Origin of the sequence: Nocardia asteroides (genome assembly GCA_019930625.1) — a bacterium.
Lineage (GTDB): Bacteria > Actinomycetota > Actinomycetes > Mycobacteriales > Mycobacteriaceae > Nocardia > Nocardia sputi.
On sequence record CP082844.1, the window covers coordinates 3,471,712 to 3,487,811 of the forward strand.

General features: G+C 66.9%; 15 protein-coding genes. 7 read left to right on the top strand and 8 right to left on the bottom strand.

Translation table 11 applies throughout. From position 1 onward, the window contains the following. Positions 1-141: 141 nt before the first annotated feature. Positions 142-1,338: a helix-turn-helix domain-containing protein gene (locus K8O92_15840; protein ID UAK35155.1), complete on the bottom strand. Its 1,197-nt coding sequence runs from the start codon at positions 1,336-1,338 to the stop codon at positions 142-144. Between the two features lie 234 nt (positions 1,339-1,572). Between K8O92_15840 and K8O92_15845 the strand changes: the two genes are divergently transcribed. The 4 genes from K8O92_15845 to K8O92_15860 all read left to right on the top strand — a co-directional run bounded on the left by K8O92_15845 (position 1,573) and on the right by K8O92_15860 (position 4,607). After that, positions 1,573-2,049, top strand: a complete 477-nt coding sequence (locus K8O92_15845; protein UAK35156.1) for a DNA-directed RNA polymerase subunit beta — start codon at positions 1,573-1,575, stop codon at positions 2,047-2,049. Further along, positions 2,042-2,380: a hypothetical protein gene (locus tag K8O92_15850; protein UAK35157.1), complete on the top strand. Its 339-nt coding sequence runs from the start codon at positions 2,042-2,044 to the stop codon at positions 2,378-2,380. The genes K8O92_15845 and K8O92_15850 overlap by 8 nt, the downstream gene beginning before the upstream one ends. Before the next feature lie 151 nt (positions 2,381-2,531). Continuing rightward, positions 2,532-3,206, top strand: a complete 675-nt coding sequence (locus K8O92_15855) for a hypothetical protein (GenBank protein ID UAK35158.1) — start codon at positions 2,532-2,534, stop codon at positions 3,204-3,206. A 555-nt stretch (positions 3,207-3,761) separates the two neighbouring features. Then, positions 3,762-4,607: a hypothetical protein gene (locus tag K8O92_15860; protein UAK35159.1), complete on the top strand. Its 846-nt coding sequence runs from the start codon at positions 3,762-3,764 to the stop codon at positions 4,605-4,607. Positions 4,608-4,950: 343 nt separating this feature from the next. Here K8O92_15860 and K8O92_15865 read toward each other — a convergent pair whose 3' ends face one another. After that, on the bottom strand, positions 4,951-5,286 hold the full coding sequence (locus tag K8O92_15865) for a hypothetical protein (protein UAK35160.1): 336 nt from the start codon (positions 5,284-5,286) through the stop codon (positions 4,951-4,953). Positions 5,287-5,822: 536 nt separating this feature from the next. Between K8O92_15865 and K8O92_15870 the strand changes: the two genes are divergently transcribed. Continuing rightward, positions 5,823-6,269 (top strand): DNA-directed RNA polymerase subunit beta, encoded by a 447-nt coding sequence (locus K8O92_15870; protein ID UAK35161.1) that lies wholly within the window; start codon positions 5,823-5,825, stop codon positions 6,267-6,269. A 305-nt stretch (positions 6,270-6,574) separates the two neighbouring features. After that, on the top strand, positions 6,575-6,889 hold the full coding sequence (locus tag K8O92_15875) for a hypothetical protein (GenBank protein ID UAK35162.1): 315 nt from the start codon (positions 6,575-6,577) through the stop codon (positions 6,887-6,889). Between the two features lie 969 nt (positions 6,890-7,858). Here the strand turns inward: K8O92_15875 and K8O92_15880 are convergent. The 5 genes from K8O92_15880 to K8O92_15900 form a co-directional block, all read right to left on the bottom strand. Further along, positions 7,859-8,656, bottom strand: a complete 798-nt coding sequence (locus K8O92_15880) for a hypothetical protein (protein UAK35163.1) — start codon at positions 8,654-8,656, stop codon at positions 7,859-7,861. Positions 8,657-8,753: 97 nt separating this feature from the next. After that, a complete protein-coding gene (locus K8O92_15885) occupies positions 8,754-10,343 on the bottom strand; it encodes a PepSY domain-containing protein (GenBank protein ID UAK35164.1) in 1,590 nt (529 codons plus the stop codon). Positions 10,344-10,565: 222 nt separating this feature from the next. Further along, positions 10,566-11,156, bottom strand: a complete 591-nt coding sequence (locus tag K8O92_15890; GenBank protein ID UAK35735.1) for a hypothetical protein — start codon at positions 11,154-11,156, stop codon at positions 10,566-10,568. Positions 11,157-11,271: 115 nt separating this feature from the next. Next, positions 11,272-12,930, bottom strand: a complete 1,659-nt coding sequence (locus K8O92_15895; GenBank protein ID UAK35165.1) for an acyl-CoA synthetase — start codon at positions 12,928-12,930, stop codon at positions 11,272-11,274. 176 nt (positions 12,931-13,106) lie between these two features. Then, entirely contained in the window at positions 13,107-14,732 is a 1,626-nt protein-coding gene (locus K8O92_15900) for an acyl-CoA synthetase (GenBank protein ID UAK35166.1), read from the bottom strand. Positions 14,733-14,984: 252 nt separating this feature from the next. Between K8O92_15900 and K8O92_15905 the strand changes: the two genes are divergently transcribed. Beyond that, positions 14,985-15,587: a carboxymuconolactone decarboxylase family protein gene (locus tag K8O92_15905; GenBank protein UAK35167.1), complete on the top strand. Its 603-nt coding sequence runs from the start codon at positions 14,985-14,987 to the stop codon at positions 15,585-15,587. On the opposite strand, the gene K8O92_15910 is transcribed toward K8O92_15905, so the two are convergent. Further along, positions 15,555-16,058, bottom strand: a complete 504-nt coding sequence (locus K8O92_15910; protein ID UAK35168.1) for a winged helix-turn-helix domain-containing protein — start codon at positions 16,056-16,058, stop codon at positions 15,555-15,557. The genes K8O92_15905 and K8O92_15910 overlap by 33 nt on opposite strands. Between the last annotated feature and the right edge of the window lie 42 nt (positions 16,059-16,100).

A 16,100-nucleotide genomic window follows, 5' to 3' on the forward strand; every position in this document is an offset into this window, starting at 1 on the left:
TTGCTACCCCTTTCCTCGCCCACCCGCACGATCGCACGGACGGGCGTTCTTCGGTTGACAAGCGCTCCCTTGGGGGCGACTCGGGACATTTGATCGCTTACCCGGGCATCGGGAGCACAAACAGGCCCAGCGCCGCGAGGGCTACACCAAGACGGTCGCCGCGTAGGTGTCCAGCTCACGGACCGGTCGCGCCGAAGCCCACGGTTCGAACGTCGCACGGGTCTGCGCGTACGCCTGTCGCAGCCGCGGCGAGGTGTTCTGCGCGGCCAGGCGCAGGGCCCGCTTGGCGGCTTCACACGCGCGGTCGAGATCACGCGAACCCGTCAGCTGCGCGAGGCTGAGATTCCACAACGCCCGGTCACGGGTGGCATGGGCGGGAATGAGCCCGAGCACCGCTTCGATCGTGTCGGCCGCCACACCCAGCTCGCCACCGGTTTCCAGGCAGCGGGCGGTCATGGCGCCGGTCGTCCACGCACTCTGGTAGTAGCAGTACGACTCGTCCGGTGTCGTCTGCTCGACGAACTCGTCGCTGACTGCGATCAGCAGGCGCCACGCGTCGGACTTTCGTCCGTCGGACGCGAACGCCTGTGCCGCGCACAGCTTCCGGAAGTCCTCGACGCGCCTGTCCTGGACGTGCGGGCGCAGCATGGCGTCCGCGATGGCGGCGGCGGTCCGGTATCGGCGCATCTGAACCGCCAACTGCGTGCGGTGGCAGAGGACGCCGGTCGCGATGTCGGTGTCACCGGATTCGTCCGCATGCTGGTAGGCGAGCCGAAACAGCCTGTCGGCCTTGCCCAGGTCGCCCTGATCCCACGCGGACCAAGCGTTGCTGGCCGTGGCCTCTCCGGTCAACGATTGCAGGGCCGGGCGCAGATTCGCGGGGCAGTCGCGCAGCAGCGACAGGCACGTCTGCGCTTGCGCTTCGATGATCGGCCGAGCCGCGTCGGAGCCCAGCTGATCGTCCAGTAGTTGCGCGGCGTGCACGCTGTTGCGCAGATGACCGATCGCGTCCGGGGTGACGGTTGGGGAACCTCCGCTGCCGCTCATTGACGCCGCGCCGATGACCGCACCGGTGGCGGCGATGAAGTCTCGCCGGTTCACGTCTAGGTCTCCAATCAACGCCCGGAAACGCTTTTGTGCCCCATGGTCCGCATCTTCGAGAACCCTGTCCAGCCGCGCTTGGTGGCCGATACCGACCTGACGGTTCGGTCGGCTCTCCCAGAAGCTCACCGTGCGCTGACCACAACGCAGCAGCTCCGCGAGGTCGCTCTGGGTCAATCTGCACGCGTCCCGGAGCGTCTTCACATCCGCGCCGGTCCACATCGTCACCTCTGCCACGGCGCCCCCTTGCCCGCTGGACGGTCATTGCTGCCGATTGCTCGAGCCTGCGTGTGCATTGCCTTCCACCAGGCATAGTGCACCGGCACGCTGGTATCTGTACCCGAAACCGAGAAACGCTGTCGGGCAAACGAACCGCTGTGTGACGGGACGTCGGAAGCGTGCACACGCATTGAGCCGCCTGATGTTCCCGGTCCGGTTCCGGGTCGACCGACGACCGCGAGGGGACCATCAGTGCAGAACATCCCGTACGGGGACACGCCGTCATCCCGCTGCGCCTATTACCGGCAGGTGTGCGATCTGCCCGCGGAGGTGTATCCGCCGCATCCGGGGCGGATCGTGATGCGGACCGGGGCCGTGTGGGCGCTGACGATGCCCGCGTCATCGGGCCGGGACGCGCACGCGTGGATGCGCAGCCACGGTCACCGGGCGGGGCCGATCCTGACCCATCCACGGTCGCGCCGGTGGACCTTCCTGATCCGTCCGGATCTGTCCCAGGAGATGGGGCTGTTCGCCGAGATGTTCCGGGTGAACGTGTCCATCGTGGGGGCCGGAGGCGTCGTGGCGCTGCCCGGTCCGGGGCAGCGGCCCGGCCGGTTCCGGGAATGGTTGTCCCCGCCTCGCGATTCGTTCAGGCCTTCCGGGTGGACCGTCGTCGCGGCCATCCGGGACCTTGTGGGCGGGCTGCGGCTGGTGCGGACCCATGCCTGATGCGCCTGCCACGTCCCACGGTCCTTACGACGAACGCGCCGAAGCCGAGATAGCCGTCCTCACCGACACCATCGCCGCCGTCGACGCGGCACTCACCGACGCCATCCGCCACGGTCGGCGCCCTCGTTGCCGACGGGCCCACGTGATAGCGGTCGTGCTCTACGAGCTGATCGCCAGCGCCCGGACCGCGGCCGGGCCCGAGACCGGTCGTCTCTACGCCGCCCCCATCCTCGATTCTTTCGTCGAGAACCAGCCCACCGTCAACGAATTGTCCCCCCTCGATCTGCTGATCCCGTTCCTCGTCACCCGCCACACCACCTCGGCCTCCTGACGTCGTCGCCCGGACAACCCTTCGCACGCCGCGAGGACCACCCGAAACGTGCGAGGACATCCGAGAACGCGCACCGCCATTCTTGCTGCTGCGGCTATGACGCTTTCGTTGTGGCCAATGCCCGAGAACAGCGAGCAGAGGAGGGTCCGAAATGAAGAAGGTCGAGATCTTCGAGATGCCCACCCGAAAGGAAATGCAGAACCCCGAGGCGCTGAGAAGTCGCCTACCGGCCACCAACGGAGGCCGGGGTGACGCGTACGGCGCGTACCAGCTCGCCTGCTTGATGGCCGCCACCCAGGCGGAAGAGAACGGCAACGACGACGAGGACTGTCTGAGCCGGTTCGAGGAGGCGCTACCGAGCTGGTTGAGCAACCTCGGCCTGCGACTGGACGTCCACGCCTACGGCGTCTGCCACATGACGGATGTCGACAGTATCGATCGTGGCGACGCGTCTTCGATCTATTGGACGCTGTCGGGCTTCACAGACCGGTCTCGCATCTACGAGGCCATCGCGTTCCCCTCCGGCACACCGGCGCCTGCCGGCTCGCTGATGGAGCAATACGACGACTGGTCGCAGAACGCCGCCGCGGTAGCGGAGCAGGAATCCACCGACGCCGCGCGCTTCGCCGCGTTCGTGGACACGATGTCGGAATACCTGAACACGTCGGACAAGAAGTTCAGCGGAAGCTCCTTCGGCTACTTCAACAGCACCGGCAGCGAAATCTACACACCGAGCTTGGAAGCAACCGGAATGCTGTGGAGCGTCGCGCCCATGTCCTCCTTCGACGGCCATATGTACGAATGCATCACCGCCCTGCCGAAATAAGCGTTCTTCGCGAGATCGCGTGCCTCGCACACGCCGTGACGTGTGCGAGGAACACGAAAGGATGCGGCACGTTGGCCCGCTGCGGCAGATCCGGACGCTGCCCGATCCGTACCTGGCGACCCCATACCGAGACTGCCTCGACACCATCACCGACACCGATTCAGAGGGCGCGGATCGGCGCCACCCCGGTCATTCCCGACGTGGTTGCGCCACCGGCAGACCGGACGGACAAGCGGACCGTGCGGACCGACGCACGTTACGCTACGGTCCACGCACTCCTCGCCGACGGCGTGAGTGTGCGGTCGATCGGCGCTCGGCTCGGTATTGCCCGAAGAACCGTTCGATGCTTCGCACGGGCCGCCACCGTCGATCCTCCTGATGCGGTTGACATGCCCTATGCAGGCCCGCTGCTCCAGGGCAGGGTCAGACCGACTCGATCGGTGAGGTCGAATGGATCCTCGGCGTGGAGTTGTCCGCATAGGAGGCGATACTGGAAGTCAAGCCCAAGTCTGACCGCGATTACCACTGACGTTCCACGACGAGTAGGGAGTCTGTTTGCTGCGTTACGACTACGGCGGTGTTATGGCGCAGGTCCGCAATCGAATCGATGACTCTCTTCAAGGCGCCGGCCGCACCGCTGCTCGGTTCATCAGCGAAACTGCCGGAGTGATGAAGTCAACCGTGGTCGCCGACATCCGCGTCGACGAGCAGTCTCGGCTGAATCAACTGGATACGCCGGTTGAACCCGTCGCCATCGCGTCTGCGCAGTCGGTTCCCCCGGGTCGCACGACCGCAGCCAACGGCGAGGCCATCGCCGATGAATTCGACCGCATGCGAGCCGCGGGTGTTCGCGCGCGGTGGGCGGTCTTCCACCCCGCAGACCGGCCGAAACGTGAGTTCGAGGCTTGGTACCGAGATGAATCGGACAGACCGATCCCCGAGTTACATGCAGAATCAGCACTGTGCTGCTGGGAGCTATCCCATTGGGTGGCTGCCCGGCTCGGCATCATGTCGAAGCAGCAACTACGCTTTTTCACCGACAAAGTGCCTGGTAGGGATTTTGTCTCCAAGCTATTTCCTCGGGAGCGGCACGAGTACCTCCCCGGGAACCTGGCCGTACCCCAGCCCGTTCGTGGCGACCTAGTGGTGTGGGGCCGAGGCGAGCACGTCGCGATGGCGACCGGCGACTACTCAGGAGAAGGACCGCGACGTTGCCCGTTGGTGTATTCGTTCTGGCCTCCGCCTGACGACCCCCACGAGCCCGACCCTGTCACTGGTTCATGGGGCCGCGAAATATATGCAGTCAAAGTCTGCCGCCTCGACGACCTCACCGACTTCATAGCTCAGCAAGCACCGAACGATCCCCCTCCACCGATTCTATTCGGGCCAGGACCCTGGTGAACGGCATGCCTCAAACCAGCGAATCCGCCCGAGCAATCACCGGCCAAGCATGTCGACCGCATCAAGATGATCAACGCCAGATGTACGGGCCCGCAAAACAGGCCTCCTTCGGAAGCGATCCTGTTGCGCGACTGATGAATCCGTACCGACCGAATCACGAAATCCGTGCCAGATCCACGATTCGACCGACGTTGACACAAGTGCTTGGTGGAGGGCCTGGCGCGGCCTGCGCCGGAGGGGACGCGGTGGGTGTTGGTGAGGCGTTCGTCGTCGCACGCGACGCGGCACCGAGTCTGTTGTCCCAGTTGTGCCCATCGATGCTGTGCGCCTGAAAGCGCAGCCTCTACAACACGTCAGCCGCTATCGAATCCAATCGGCGCACCGCACTCGATCGTGCCCATGGTGCGAGCGTGGCACGTGTGTTGAGGTAAACCTCCCGCAGGCGTGGCGATGTGTTGATCTTCGACAGTCCAACAGCACGTTCCGCTGCCCGGCATGCCCGATCAAGGTCCTCCCGGACAGTCAGTTTTGTCAGGTGGAGCAAAGCGAGCGCACGGTCTCGCACGTCAGTCTCGGGGATGTGATCGATCGATGCTTCGATTGTCTCGACCGCCGCGCGCGTCTCGCCTGCCATTTCCAGACTCTTGCTCGTCAGGAGACCGGTGAGCCAATCACTCATGTAGTACGCGTACGAGACGTCAGGCGTTGTCGGGTTGGCGTGCTTCCCCGAGATTCGATCCAGAAGTGGCCACGCCTCGAGATGTACTCCCGAGAGCTACTCGCCCCCGAGTGGGCGGCCAGTTCGTCCGCCAACCTGCCTTGCGACCATCCCCGCGCCTTCCGAAGTTCACGGATCAACTCGCCCACACCCATAGGCCGATCATCTCCCGATTCAGCAGCGCGCGGAAGGATCAACCGCAGCCACAACCCCAAGTGCCACTACCAATGCCACTATTGGCAGCCCTCGTAGTGCAGGCATCGAGTGATCCATCGCGCGATGCCACCCCTCTGTGCCACTGCACAATCCGATCTCCGTGTGTGACGCTCGATTCAGCCCCGACGCCGGGTGCTGCTGGTTCCTCATCCCGGCCCTGCTGGTCGTCCCAGAATGGGCGGCTGGCGGTTGGGCCTCGGCGTCGGGTGCACACCAGTGCATCGAGCAGGAGAGCCGATTGTGGATTCATCGAAACATGCTGGGCGTACACCGTTGTCGTTGTGCCACTTCTACCGGCAGTGTGTGACCTGCCCGCCGAAGTCCACCCACCGCATCTAGGCCGGATCACGCTACGCGCGGGGCGGGTGTGTGGGTTGATGATGCCCGCGTTCATCGGCTCGGAAGTCAAAGCGTGGATGCACCGCACGGGCCAGCTGTCCGGACCGGTGCTGACGCATCCGCGTGCGCAGCGCTGGACGTTCCTCACCGGGGCGGACCTGCCGGAGGACATTCGATTGTTCGCGGAGATGTCGCGGCTGGGTGTCTCTATCCTCCGTGCCGGAGAGATCGCGTTACCCGGTCCCGGACAGCGCCCCGGCTTGTTCCGGGCGTGGGTGCAGCCTCCCCACGATTCCTATCGGCCGCCAGGGTGGGTTGTGGTCGAGGCGATCCGGGAGTGCGCCGCCCAGCACACCCGGCAGCGACGGGGGGTGATGGTCTATGCCTGAACACGCCAACCCTGTGGTGCCGTACGGGTGCGGTCCGGCGTGTGGGCCGTGGATCACCGTCGAACAATGCGGCTTGTTCACCTTCCACCAGGAGACCGGCGAGGTGTTGTCGGTGAAGTGCCCTTCCACTCATTGTTTCGGACAGATGGTGAAGATCGTCCACGGCCGCATGGCCCACCACGACTCCCCGATGGCCATGGCCCCCAGAGGCCGGAAATGCCATGGATCGGTATCCGCGTCGTGTTCGACCACGTCCGCGATCTCGACCTCGCTGCCCAGCCTGTCCCACCACCGCAGGCCGCTCGATGATCGGTGACCGGGACGCCGAGCGATCCGCAGCTGAACTCGACGTCCTCACCGACGTGATCGGCACGCTTGTGACCGCCACTGCGGAAGCCGTGCGGGACGGGATGAGCGACACCATCCGTGTTCGTGTGATCGCGATGGTGGTCTTCGAACTGATCAGCAGTGCCCGCACCGCCGCCGGGCCGCACACCGGACGGCTGTATGCCGCCCCGGTACTCGATCCGATCCTCGACAACATCTCGGCCGCCGATGACATCACCCTTCTGGACCTGTTGATTCCCGAGATCATCGGCCAGCACCTCAACAGCACCTGAACCACCCAGACCGCCCCGCACCAATTGCCGTCCTCTGGTCCCCCTTTGCGCCGCAGGGGACGTAGGCACGTGCCCGAGCACACGGGGGGAAGGCTGCGCGGACGGGACTCCACATCGGTGTGCCGAACCGAGCCCGCCCGCCAGCCTTCCCCCGAACCGTCGAATTCTCTGCACCACAGCGGCATTCACGCCAGGGTGAACCCTTCATGGAAGGCCCTCATGCAACCCGACACAGCGGAGCCTCACCACTGCTTGCACGGCATGACCTCACCCCTGCCGCACGAGCCAGACGTGCACCTGATCGTGCGAATACGGGGCCGCAACCTGCATTACGCGGCGTGCCTGACTGCGGCCCTGGTGTTCGTGCAAGACGAAAGCATCCACCGTTGCACCGACGGCGTAGCCGTCGCCGGCGGCGCAACTGATCAGCTGCCCCGGTTGCCCTGTGAGTGGCTGTATATAGAGCGATGAGGCGACACCCGGCCTCCGCCCGCCGCTTGCCCGGCGACACATACCGGCATGACAGTGGCACACGCGGCAGCCGAGAAAGAACGTGAGGCTGCCATCAAGGCCCAAGATCACGCGCGAAACGCGGCATTGAAAGAGCTCGACGAAAAGAGGCGTCTGTCGGAGGTGGAAAGACTCGTGTGGTTGGGGCAAGCAACGCACCCACAAGCGGCGGTGAGACAGCCGCCAGGTCACGCGCCGAGCGTTGAGCGTGGCGGCACTGGGCAAGGACCCGACCGCTCGCGCGGAGTAGCTCGCGAACAGTAACCGTTCGCGCTCGATCGGCTCACAGTTGGACCGTTGGGTGCGTCGGCGCCTGGCGGTCCTTCGCCAACTCCCTATCGGTGCGAGTGCGGCTCCGGTGCAGGTTGGAATCCCCTGAACCGGAGCCGCCGTGACCAGCTCACTCTATCTGCAAAGTTCCTGGTCGACAGTAAGCTTCAGGACTGTCTGCGCAGCAGTTCATTGCCCTTTGAACGGTGCGTTGATCGTGCTGAAGTACATGATCGCCGCGCCGATGGCGACGGGGGCCGTCACCAGTATCTGGCCCGCGACCGTGCCGAGGGCGCCGACCGCGACGATGCCGCCGAGGCAGCCGACGGCGGCGGCCGGGATGAACGGGCCGAACATGCCGACGATGGTGGCCGCGGCGATGGTCGCTCCCGCGATGCCGCCCAGGATGCAACCGACCGAGGCGCCGCCGATGCCGCCGACCAGGGTGCCGATGCTGGCGCCCATGCCGATCGTGCTGGTCATCCGGGTCCAGGCCGCCTGTTCACGGTCGTATTCGGTCTTCCACGGCGCTTTGTCCTCGAAGGGCAGGGCTACCGGCTTGTAGGTCGCGTGTGCCAAGTCGAACTGTGGGGTCAACGTCGCGGTGCGTTCGGAAATCTCGGCGGCGATGGGGAATTCGAAGTCGTCGACGCGGAAGGTCAAGGGCGCTCCCGCGATGACGGCGCCGTCGGCGGCTTTGATCTTCAACGCACCGTCCTCGACGACCAGCGAGCCGGAATCGGTGGTGATGATGCTCGAGGTCTCGGTGGCGTACGCGGTGAAGCCGACCGACTCCGTATCGACCGACTCCGTGTCGCCGGGCGAGGTTTCGGCGGGCGCAGGGTCGGCAGCTGCGGGGTCGGCGGGAGCGGTCTCGACGGAGGTGGCGTCGGCGGGCGCTGCGGGGGTGGCGGAACTCGTGCCCGCGGCGATGCTCAGCGCCGCGGTGGTGACTGCGGCGGCCAGGGCGAGTTTCGTGATCTGCATGGAAATCCTTGGTCTTCGAGGCATGGCTGTACGACGGCCATACCGGTGACATTCGATAGGTCGTTGAGTGACGGGCTTTAGCCCCGGGGTATGGGAATTACGAGGTGGCGCGCACCCGTCCGGCGACGCCGATCAGCACGTCGATCACGAGGAAGGCGAGCAGGCTCAACCCGACCAGCGGGACGAACCAGCCGATCACCAACGCGGCGGCCAGCAGTGGCGCGATCACCCCCAGCGGGGTCGTGCGCAACGCGCCCCGCCGCGGAGCCCGGCCGATGGCGAATCGTCCGGCGTCGCGAGTCGGGCGCCTGCGCCACCACATCAGGTAGCCGCGCACGATCACCGTGATCAGGCCGATCATCGCCGCGAGCAGCAGCAACTGATTGAGCAGCCCGAACATCAGGCCCATGTGGAACTGGATGCCCCAATTGGTGAGCTTGGCCATCAGCGGCCAATCGGCATAGGCCAGACGGTCGGTGACCGCGCCGCTCGCACCGTCGACGGCCACCGAGTCGACGGTGTAGGTGCCGGGCATCCGTCGTTCCTTCACCGCGAATGCCTTGTCCGGCGCGGCGGGCACGGCGATCTCGGCTGCCTGGGTGATGCCTTCGGAGCGCGCGGTCGCGTACACCCGATCCAGTCGGGTGATCTGTTCGGTGGGGTCGGACGGCGTGTGCGCCGCGTGGCCGCCGCCGTGGTGGTCGGAGCCGGGATCATGCTCTTGCGCAGCGGCTCCGGGGAGTGCGGTGCTGACCGCGGGCGTGGTCCAGCTGAGCTGCTCACGCAGTTCGGTGATGTTCTCGCCCGCATAGGTCGACCAGGTCATACCGGTCGCGGACAGCAGCAATGCCAAAGGCAGCACCCATATGCCGACCGCACCGTGCCAGTTCAGGGTGCGCCCCCTCGCGCGCTGCGTACGGTCGGCCGCCAGCAGCCAGCCCCAGCCGTTGCGGGCGCGTCGGGCCCGCACTCGGCGTACCCAGAGGACCAGACCGGCCAACCCGACGATCCACAGCCAGGACGCGGCGAGCTCGCTGTAGAGCCGGCCGGTGTCGCCCAGGTGCAGATCCCTATGCAACTGATCGATCCAGGTGCGCAGCGGCAGCGCCCCCGAACTGCCGTATACGACGGCATCGCCCACCGGCTGAGCGGTATACGGGTTGACGAATACCGCCCGCCGCTCGGATTCGCCCAGCGTCGGGTCATCGAACAGCACGCGCGTGGTGCCTTCGGCGTCCGCGGCCGGGGCTACGGCGACGAGTGGCAGGTTCGGTCGGGTGGCGACGGCCGCGCCGACCTGCTCCGACAGCGGTTTCGGCGTTCCCGTCTGCGTGACGGTCAGCAGGTCGCGCGACACGATCGATTCGATCGTCGGCGATATCGCGTAGAGCGCGCCGGTGACGGCCGCGATGAGAATGAACGGCCCGACGAACACCCCCGCGTAGAAGTGCAGCCGTCCGGCCAGCGCGGTCAGGCTGTTGCGCGCGGTGGACCGGCGTGGGCCGGGGGAGTCCGACGGCTCCGGTAAGTCGGCGTCGGCAGTGATTGTTTCTGTTGTATTCACGGTCGTTTCGTTTCTGACGGCGGGAACCCGGACGCCGGTCGCAGGCGGTTCTCCCGGTTGACGTCGGCTCGAAGCCGTTTCGGCAAGAGCGCATGCCTCGTGGCCCGATCGTCGTTCAACCATGTGCGACGACTGGCCTGGTCGACGGCGAACGGGCGCACTCGGGAAAGCGCGATCTCGCCGCGGTGCGCGGAAGAATGGCTTGCGACCGGGCGACGGCGTCGCGTGTCGGCACGCTCAGGCGTGGGCACGAGAGTGCGAGGCTACGCCGTGCTGCACGGTGCGACCATGGCCGTGAGCGACACTCACGCCACAGTTGCTCCATGCCCCGGGTGTGGGAAAGGTTCAGACGACGACCGTGAGCGGCGGGGCGCGAGTACGCAGCCCGTCGGTGGTGAACAGCCGCAGGACGACCCGATCGCGATGGGTGGTCCGCAGTGGAGCTCGAACCACGACGACGGGCGGGACGTGGCGCACCGGAAGAACGCGGTGCAACACCGCGGTGCCGATCCGGTAGGCGGCCTCCGCGCCGCGGATCACGATGGCGGCGGCGCATGCCGCGAACACATGCGCGGTGATCATGGCCGGGGTCAGCTGCGCGTCACCGTGGTGCAGATGTCCCGAGCCGATGCCCATGGTGAAGTGCCCCAGTAGCTGACCGGCTACCAGCGCCGCGACCAGCCCGGCCGAGGTGTCGCGCAGCGGAGCCGCGCCCGCCACCAGCGCGCCGATCACGGCGGACGCGGCGGCAAGCAGCGCCAATGCGGTGGTGTCGGGCAGCATGCCGCCGGAGGCCCAGCCGTGCGCCGCGACGGAAATCGCTCCTGAGATCGCACCGGCCGAACCACCGCGCACCCGCGCGACGGCGCCGCGACGTCCCGCGGCAGACCGGTCGAACTCGTAACTCACCCGCTGATGATAGCCGACCGATTGCACCCGACGGACCGAGTCGGCTCGGCCGAAACTCGCGGCGACGTGCACATTCGAGGTGGAGTTACTTCGGTCTTCCGGGCGGGCGAGAACCACGCCGCCCGGAAGCCGTGGACGCGGATCAGCCCGCGTCCACCTCCATCTCGATCAGCGGCTTGCGCAGCAGCTTGCCGGTCGCGTTGCGGGGCAGCTCGTCGAGGAAGATCACCTCGCGCGGGACCTTGTAGCGGGCGAGGTTGGCCTTGACGTAGTCCTTGATCTCCTGCGGGTCGCGCTTGCTGTCCGGTCCGGGGACGACGAAGGCGCGCAGCCGTTTGCCGAACTCGCGATCGTCCACGCCGACGACGGCGGCCTCGAAGATGTCCTCGCGGCCCGCGATGAGGTTCTCGACCTCCAGGGGGAAGACGTTCTCGCCGCCGGAGACGATCATGTCGTCGTCGCGCCCGTCGATGTAGAGCAGACCGTCGGCGTCGAAGTGGCCGACGTCGCCGCTGTTCATCATGCCGTCGACGACCTCTTTGGTGCGGCCGTCGGTGTAGCCGGTGAAGGCGAAACCGTTGTCCACGAAGATCGTTCCGGTGACGTTCGGCTCGGTGATCGGCTTGCGGTTCTCGTCCAGCAGCACGATCCGGATGCCGACCGGAGCCTTACCGGCGGTGGTGGGCGCCTTCCGCAGATCCTCGGGCGTCGCGACCGTCATGACGGCGCACTCGGTGGAGCCGTAGAGGTTGTAGAGGCTGTCGTTGAAGTGGTCCAGTGCGCGGGTCACTACGTCCGGTGCGATGGCCGAGCCCGCCGCGAAGATCACCTTGATGCTGCTGACGTCGTACTCGGCGAGCACGTTCTCGTCCAGGTCCAGCATGCGTTGCAGCATGGTCGGGACCACGACCAGCGAATCCGCCCGGTACTTCGCGATATTCGCCAGAGTCTGCTCGGGGTTGAAGCGGCGCTGCTGGAAGACCACCCGGTTGCCGAGCGCGAGCCCGAGGGTGAACTGCGACAGGCCGGTGCCGTGGAAGATCGGCGCCGCCATGATCATGGTGCCGTTGTCGGGCAGCGGCACCCGGTCGACGAATTGAGCCGAGGCGAACGGACTCACGCGATCGCGCGGCGCGCCCTTGGGGGTGCCGGTGGTGCCACTGGTCAGGATGACTATGCCGCCCGGCTTCGCGGGTGCGGGAAGCGGAGCGCCGGATTGTCCTTCGATCATCGAGTCGATGGTCGGGATCGCGGGATCGGCGTCGTCCTTCTCGTCCACCCAGGTGAGGATGCGCGGAATCGCGGCGGGAATGGCGCTCATCAGGTCGAAGAACTCGCTGTCGTGCAGCACCGCCTTGACCTGCTCACGCTCGGCGACGTCGGCGAACTGCGGCTTGGCGAACCCGGTGTTCATCAGCACCCCGCGCACGCCGAGTTTGCCGGTGGCCAGCAGGCTCAGCACCATGCCGCGGTGGTCGCGCGCCAGGATCGCCACCACGTCACCGGGATTGATGCCTTTGCTCTGCAACCCGCGAGCGAGGGCGTTGGACTGTTCGTTGAGCTGGCCGAAGGTCAGCTCGCCGCGCTCGTCGACGATGGCCGCGGCGTGCGGCCTGGTCTGCGCGGCGTGCATGACGACGCCCGCGAACGGACCGAACTTCAGAACGTTGAACGCCGACCGGGCGGCGTGGTCGGGGCGCAGCGGATTGAACAGCCGCCGCTTGACCATCACGTTCACGCCAAGGGCCAGATCGCCCGCCTTACGGGCGCTACCGGCCAACGCGGGGAGGGAAAGAGACATCGACGACAACCTTCCGGCGGTGCCACCCGGTGGTCCTCCGGGTGGTGCGAACCGCGATTTCGGTACCCAGTGCTGGCGCTAACAGTAGCAAGCTCGTGTAACCGGATGTGTCATGTATCTCAGCGGTCGCTACCGGTCGGTAGCGGGCCGGGCGTGGTCGCCCGGCCCGCTGCGGATCAGGCCTGGACCTCGTAGTCCACCAACACGCGGCGCAGCAGTTTGCCGGTTGCGTTGCGCGGCAGGTCGTCGAGGAAGACCACCTCGCGCGGCACCTTGTAGCGCGCCAGGTTGTTCTTGACGTACGCCTTGATCTCCTCGCCGTCCGGCGCCTGGCCCGGTTCCGGGACGACGAAGGCGCGCAGCCGCTTTCCGAACTCCGGGTCGTCCACGCCGACCACGGCCACGTCGAAGACGTCGGGCCGCTCCAGCAGCAGGTTCTCCACCTCCTGCGGGAAAACGTTCTCGCCGCCGGAGACGATCATGTCGTCGTCGCGGCCGTCCACCATCAGCAGCCCGTTCTCGTCGAAGTGGCCGACGTCGCCGCTGGACATGAAGCCGTCGATGACCTGCTTGGTGCGGCCGTCGGTGTAACCCTCGAAGGGAGCTCCGCTGCGGATGAAGATGCGGCCGGTGGTGTTGATCGCGGTGACCTGCTGGTCGTTGTCGTCGTAGAGCCGCACCTCGCAGGTGATCGGCGGACGTCCGACGGTGCCGGGCGCCAGGGCGAGGTCCTCGGGGTTCGCCACGGTCGCGACGGCGCACTCGGTGGAGCCGTAGAGGTTGTAGAGCACCGGCCCGAACGCCTCGGTGGCCTTGATGGTGAGCTCGGGCGACAGCGCGGAGCCGGCCAGCATGATCACCTTCAGCGACGAGAGGTCGTACTTCGCCCGGATCGCCGGATCGAGCTCCACCATCCGGTGCAGCATCGTCGGCACCGCCACCAGCATGTCGGCCTGGTGGTCGGCGATCATCTGCAGCGTCGCCTCGGCGTCGAAGCGGCGGCGCACCACCACTTTGTTGGCCAAAGCCGCGCCGACCAGCCAGGTGGCCAGACCGGTGCTGTGGAAGATCGGCGACACGATCACCTGGGTGCCGCGCTGCGGGAAGGGAATGCGGTCGACGAACTGGGCGGTGGACAGCGGGGTGACCTTGGTGCGCGGCGCACCCTTCGGCAAGCCGGTGGTGCCGCTGGTCAGGATGATGAAGCCGCCCGGTTTGCTGGGAGCCGGCAACGGTTCGGTCGAGTTGGCCGCGATGAGGTCGTCGAGCGTCTGCGCGCCCGCGGGCAGTGCGGTGCCCTCGTCGACCCAGGTCAGATAGCGGGGCAGATCAGCGGGAAGGGCGTCGAGCAGGCCGAGGAACTCGCTGTCGTGCAGCACCGCCTTGACCTTCTCGCGGGCGCACACCTCGGCGAACTGCGGCTTGGCGAACCCGGTGTTCATCAGCGCCACGCGCACGCCGAGCTTGCCCGCGGCGGCCATGGACAGGATCAGCCCGCGGTGGTCACGCGCCAGCACGCCGATCACCGTGCCCTCGCTGATGCCCGCCGCCTGCAGGCCGCGCGCGATCGCGGTCGACTGCTCGTCCAGCTCGCGATAGGTCAGGGTGCCCGCCTCGTCGGCGAGACCGGGCGCGTCCGGCGCCACCCGCGCGGAGTGCCGGATCAGGGTGGCCTGCGGGCCGAGGATCTTGGACTCCTTCATCGTCCGCAGCGTTTCCAGCGGTTTTTTGGGGTCACTGACGCCCGCGCTCCGCAGCACCCCTAGCGCCTTCACAAATTCCAGCGTGTGGGCCAGCTTCATGTCGAACAAACCTCCACAAAAACCCTCGCGTCGGTACTCGACCTAGCGAACCAATACGGCGTGTTGACCGCCACCGTAGCAGTGGGGAGTGTGGCAGGTCACAACAAAAGCGGACAAACCAGTCTCGGTTGGGTTGCGTCGCCGCAGGTGAGGCCGGTCCGTGACCCGATTACGCCTTTTTCACACGCGGCTACCGGCCGGTAGCGCTACCCTCGCAACGTCTCGAAACCGCTCGAAGGGAGATGCGGTCATATGCCCGATCCGAAAGACCGCGCGCCGTTCATCGACGTCCCCGGCGATCTGCCCGGCATCCGGGGTCTGTTCGCATTCAAACCGGCGACCGGCACGGCGCTGAGCGAGTTCGCCCAGACGCTGTTGCGCGGGCCCTCGCCGCTGACCCCGGGCGAGCGCGAAACCATTGCCGCGTACGTCTCTTCGCGCAACGAGACCTACTTCTGCACGCAGTCGCATGCCGCGACCGCGGCGGCGCTGGTGGACGGCGGGCGCGAGCTGATCGACGCGGTGATCGAGGACGTGGACTCCGCCGCGATCGGTGCGAAACTTCGTGCGCTGCTCCGGATCGCGGACAAGGTGCGCCGGTCGGGGCTCGACGTGACCGGGGAGGACATCGAGCACGCACGTGCCGCGGGCGCGAAGGACGAGGACATCCACGACGCGGTCCTCATCGCCGCGGCGTTCTGCATGTTCAACCGCTACGTGGACGGCCTGGCGACGATCGCGCCCCGCGAGCGGGCGACCTACGAGCAGATCGGCGGACTGCTCGCCACCGCCGGGTATGTCGCGGCCGCAGCGGCGCCGGACTCAGCGCCGGGCGCTGGCCAGGGCGACCAGTAGGGGTACCACCCGGGCGGCGGGGACCTCGAATCGCCCGCGGCCCGCGGTGTGCAGCCAGCCGACCGCCGCCAGTTGACGCAGGTGGTGATAGATCTGGCCGGAGGTGCCGACCCCTTCCACTCCGGCCAGCTCGGCGGCCGTTCTGCGCCCGCCCATGATCTCGCGCAGCAGGCGCAGCCGCACCGGACTGCCCAGCGCGGCAAGGCATTCCGCGGTCTCGGCCCAGTCGTCCTCGATGAGGTCGCCGGTGGTGAACCGGGCCTGCCACTCACGCTGCTGGTCGTTGGGCAGGCGGACCGTGCCCGCGAAGACGACACCGCCGTTGGGCTCGTCGGCTGCCGCGAACTCCTCCCGCAGGCGCGTCACCGCCCAATGATGATCGGTCTCCGGCGGGAGGTTCTCCGGCCATACCGCTTCTTCCAGTGCGCTGAGCCGCCATTCCAATTCGGCGACTCGGTCTTCCAGACTCACGAATCCACAAGCTACGGAAGTACCTGACCTCCGACAAACCGA

Bases quoted from the DNA above. Each gene is read 5' to 3' on its own strand.
- K8O92_15850 (UAK35157.1), top strand. From the start codon at position 2,042: ATGCCTGATGCGCCTGCCACGTCCCACGGTCCTTACGACGAACGCGCC.
- K8O92_15855 (UAK35158.1), top strand. From the start codon at position 2,532: ATGAAGAAGGTCGAGATCTTCGAGATGCCCACCCGAAAGGAAATGCAG.
- K8O92_15865 (UAK35160.1), bottom strand. From the start codon at position 5,286: ATGAGTGATTGGCTCACCGGTCTCCTGACGAGCAAGAGTCTGGAAATG.
- K8O92_15875 (UAK35162.1), top strand. From the start codon at position 6,575: ATGATCGGTGACCGGGACGCCGAGCGATCCGCAGCTGAACTCGACGTC.
- K8O92_15880 (UAK35163.1), bottom strand. From the start codon at position 8,656: ATGCAGATCACGAAACTCGCCCTGGCCGCCGCAGTCACCACCGCGGCG.
- K8O92_15885 (UAK35164.1), bottom strand. From the start codon at position 10,343: ATGGTTGAACGACGATCGGGCCACGAGGCATGCGCTCTTGCCGAAACG.
- K8O92_15895 (UAK35165.1), bottom strand. From the start codon at position 12,930: ATGTCTCTTTCCCTCCCCGCGTTGGCCGGTAGCGCCCGTAAGGCGGGC.
- K8O92_15900 (UAK35166.1), bottom strand. From the start codon at position 14,732: ATGAAGCTGGCCCACACGCTGGAATTTGTGAAGGCGCTAGGGGTGCTG.
- K8O92_15905 (UAK35167.1), top strand. From the start codon at position 14,985: ATGCCCGATCCGAAAGACCGCGCGCCGTTCATCGACGTCCCCGGCGAT.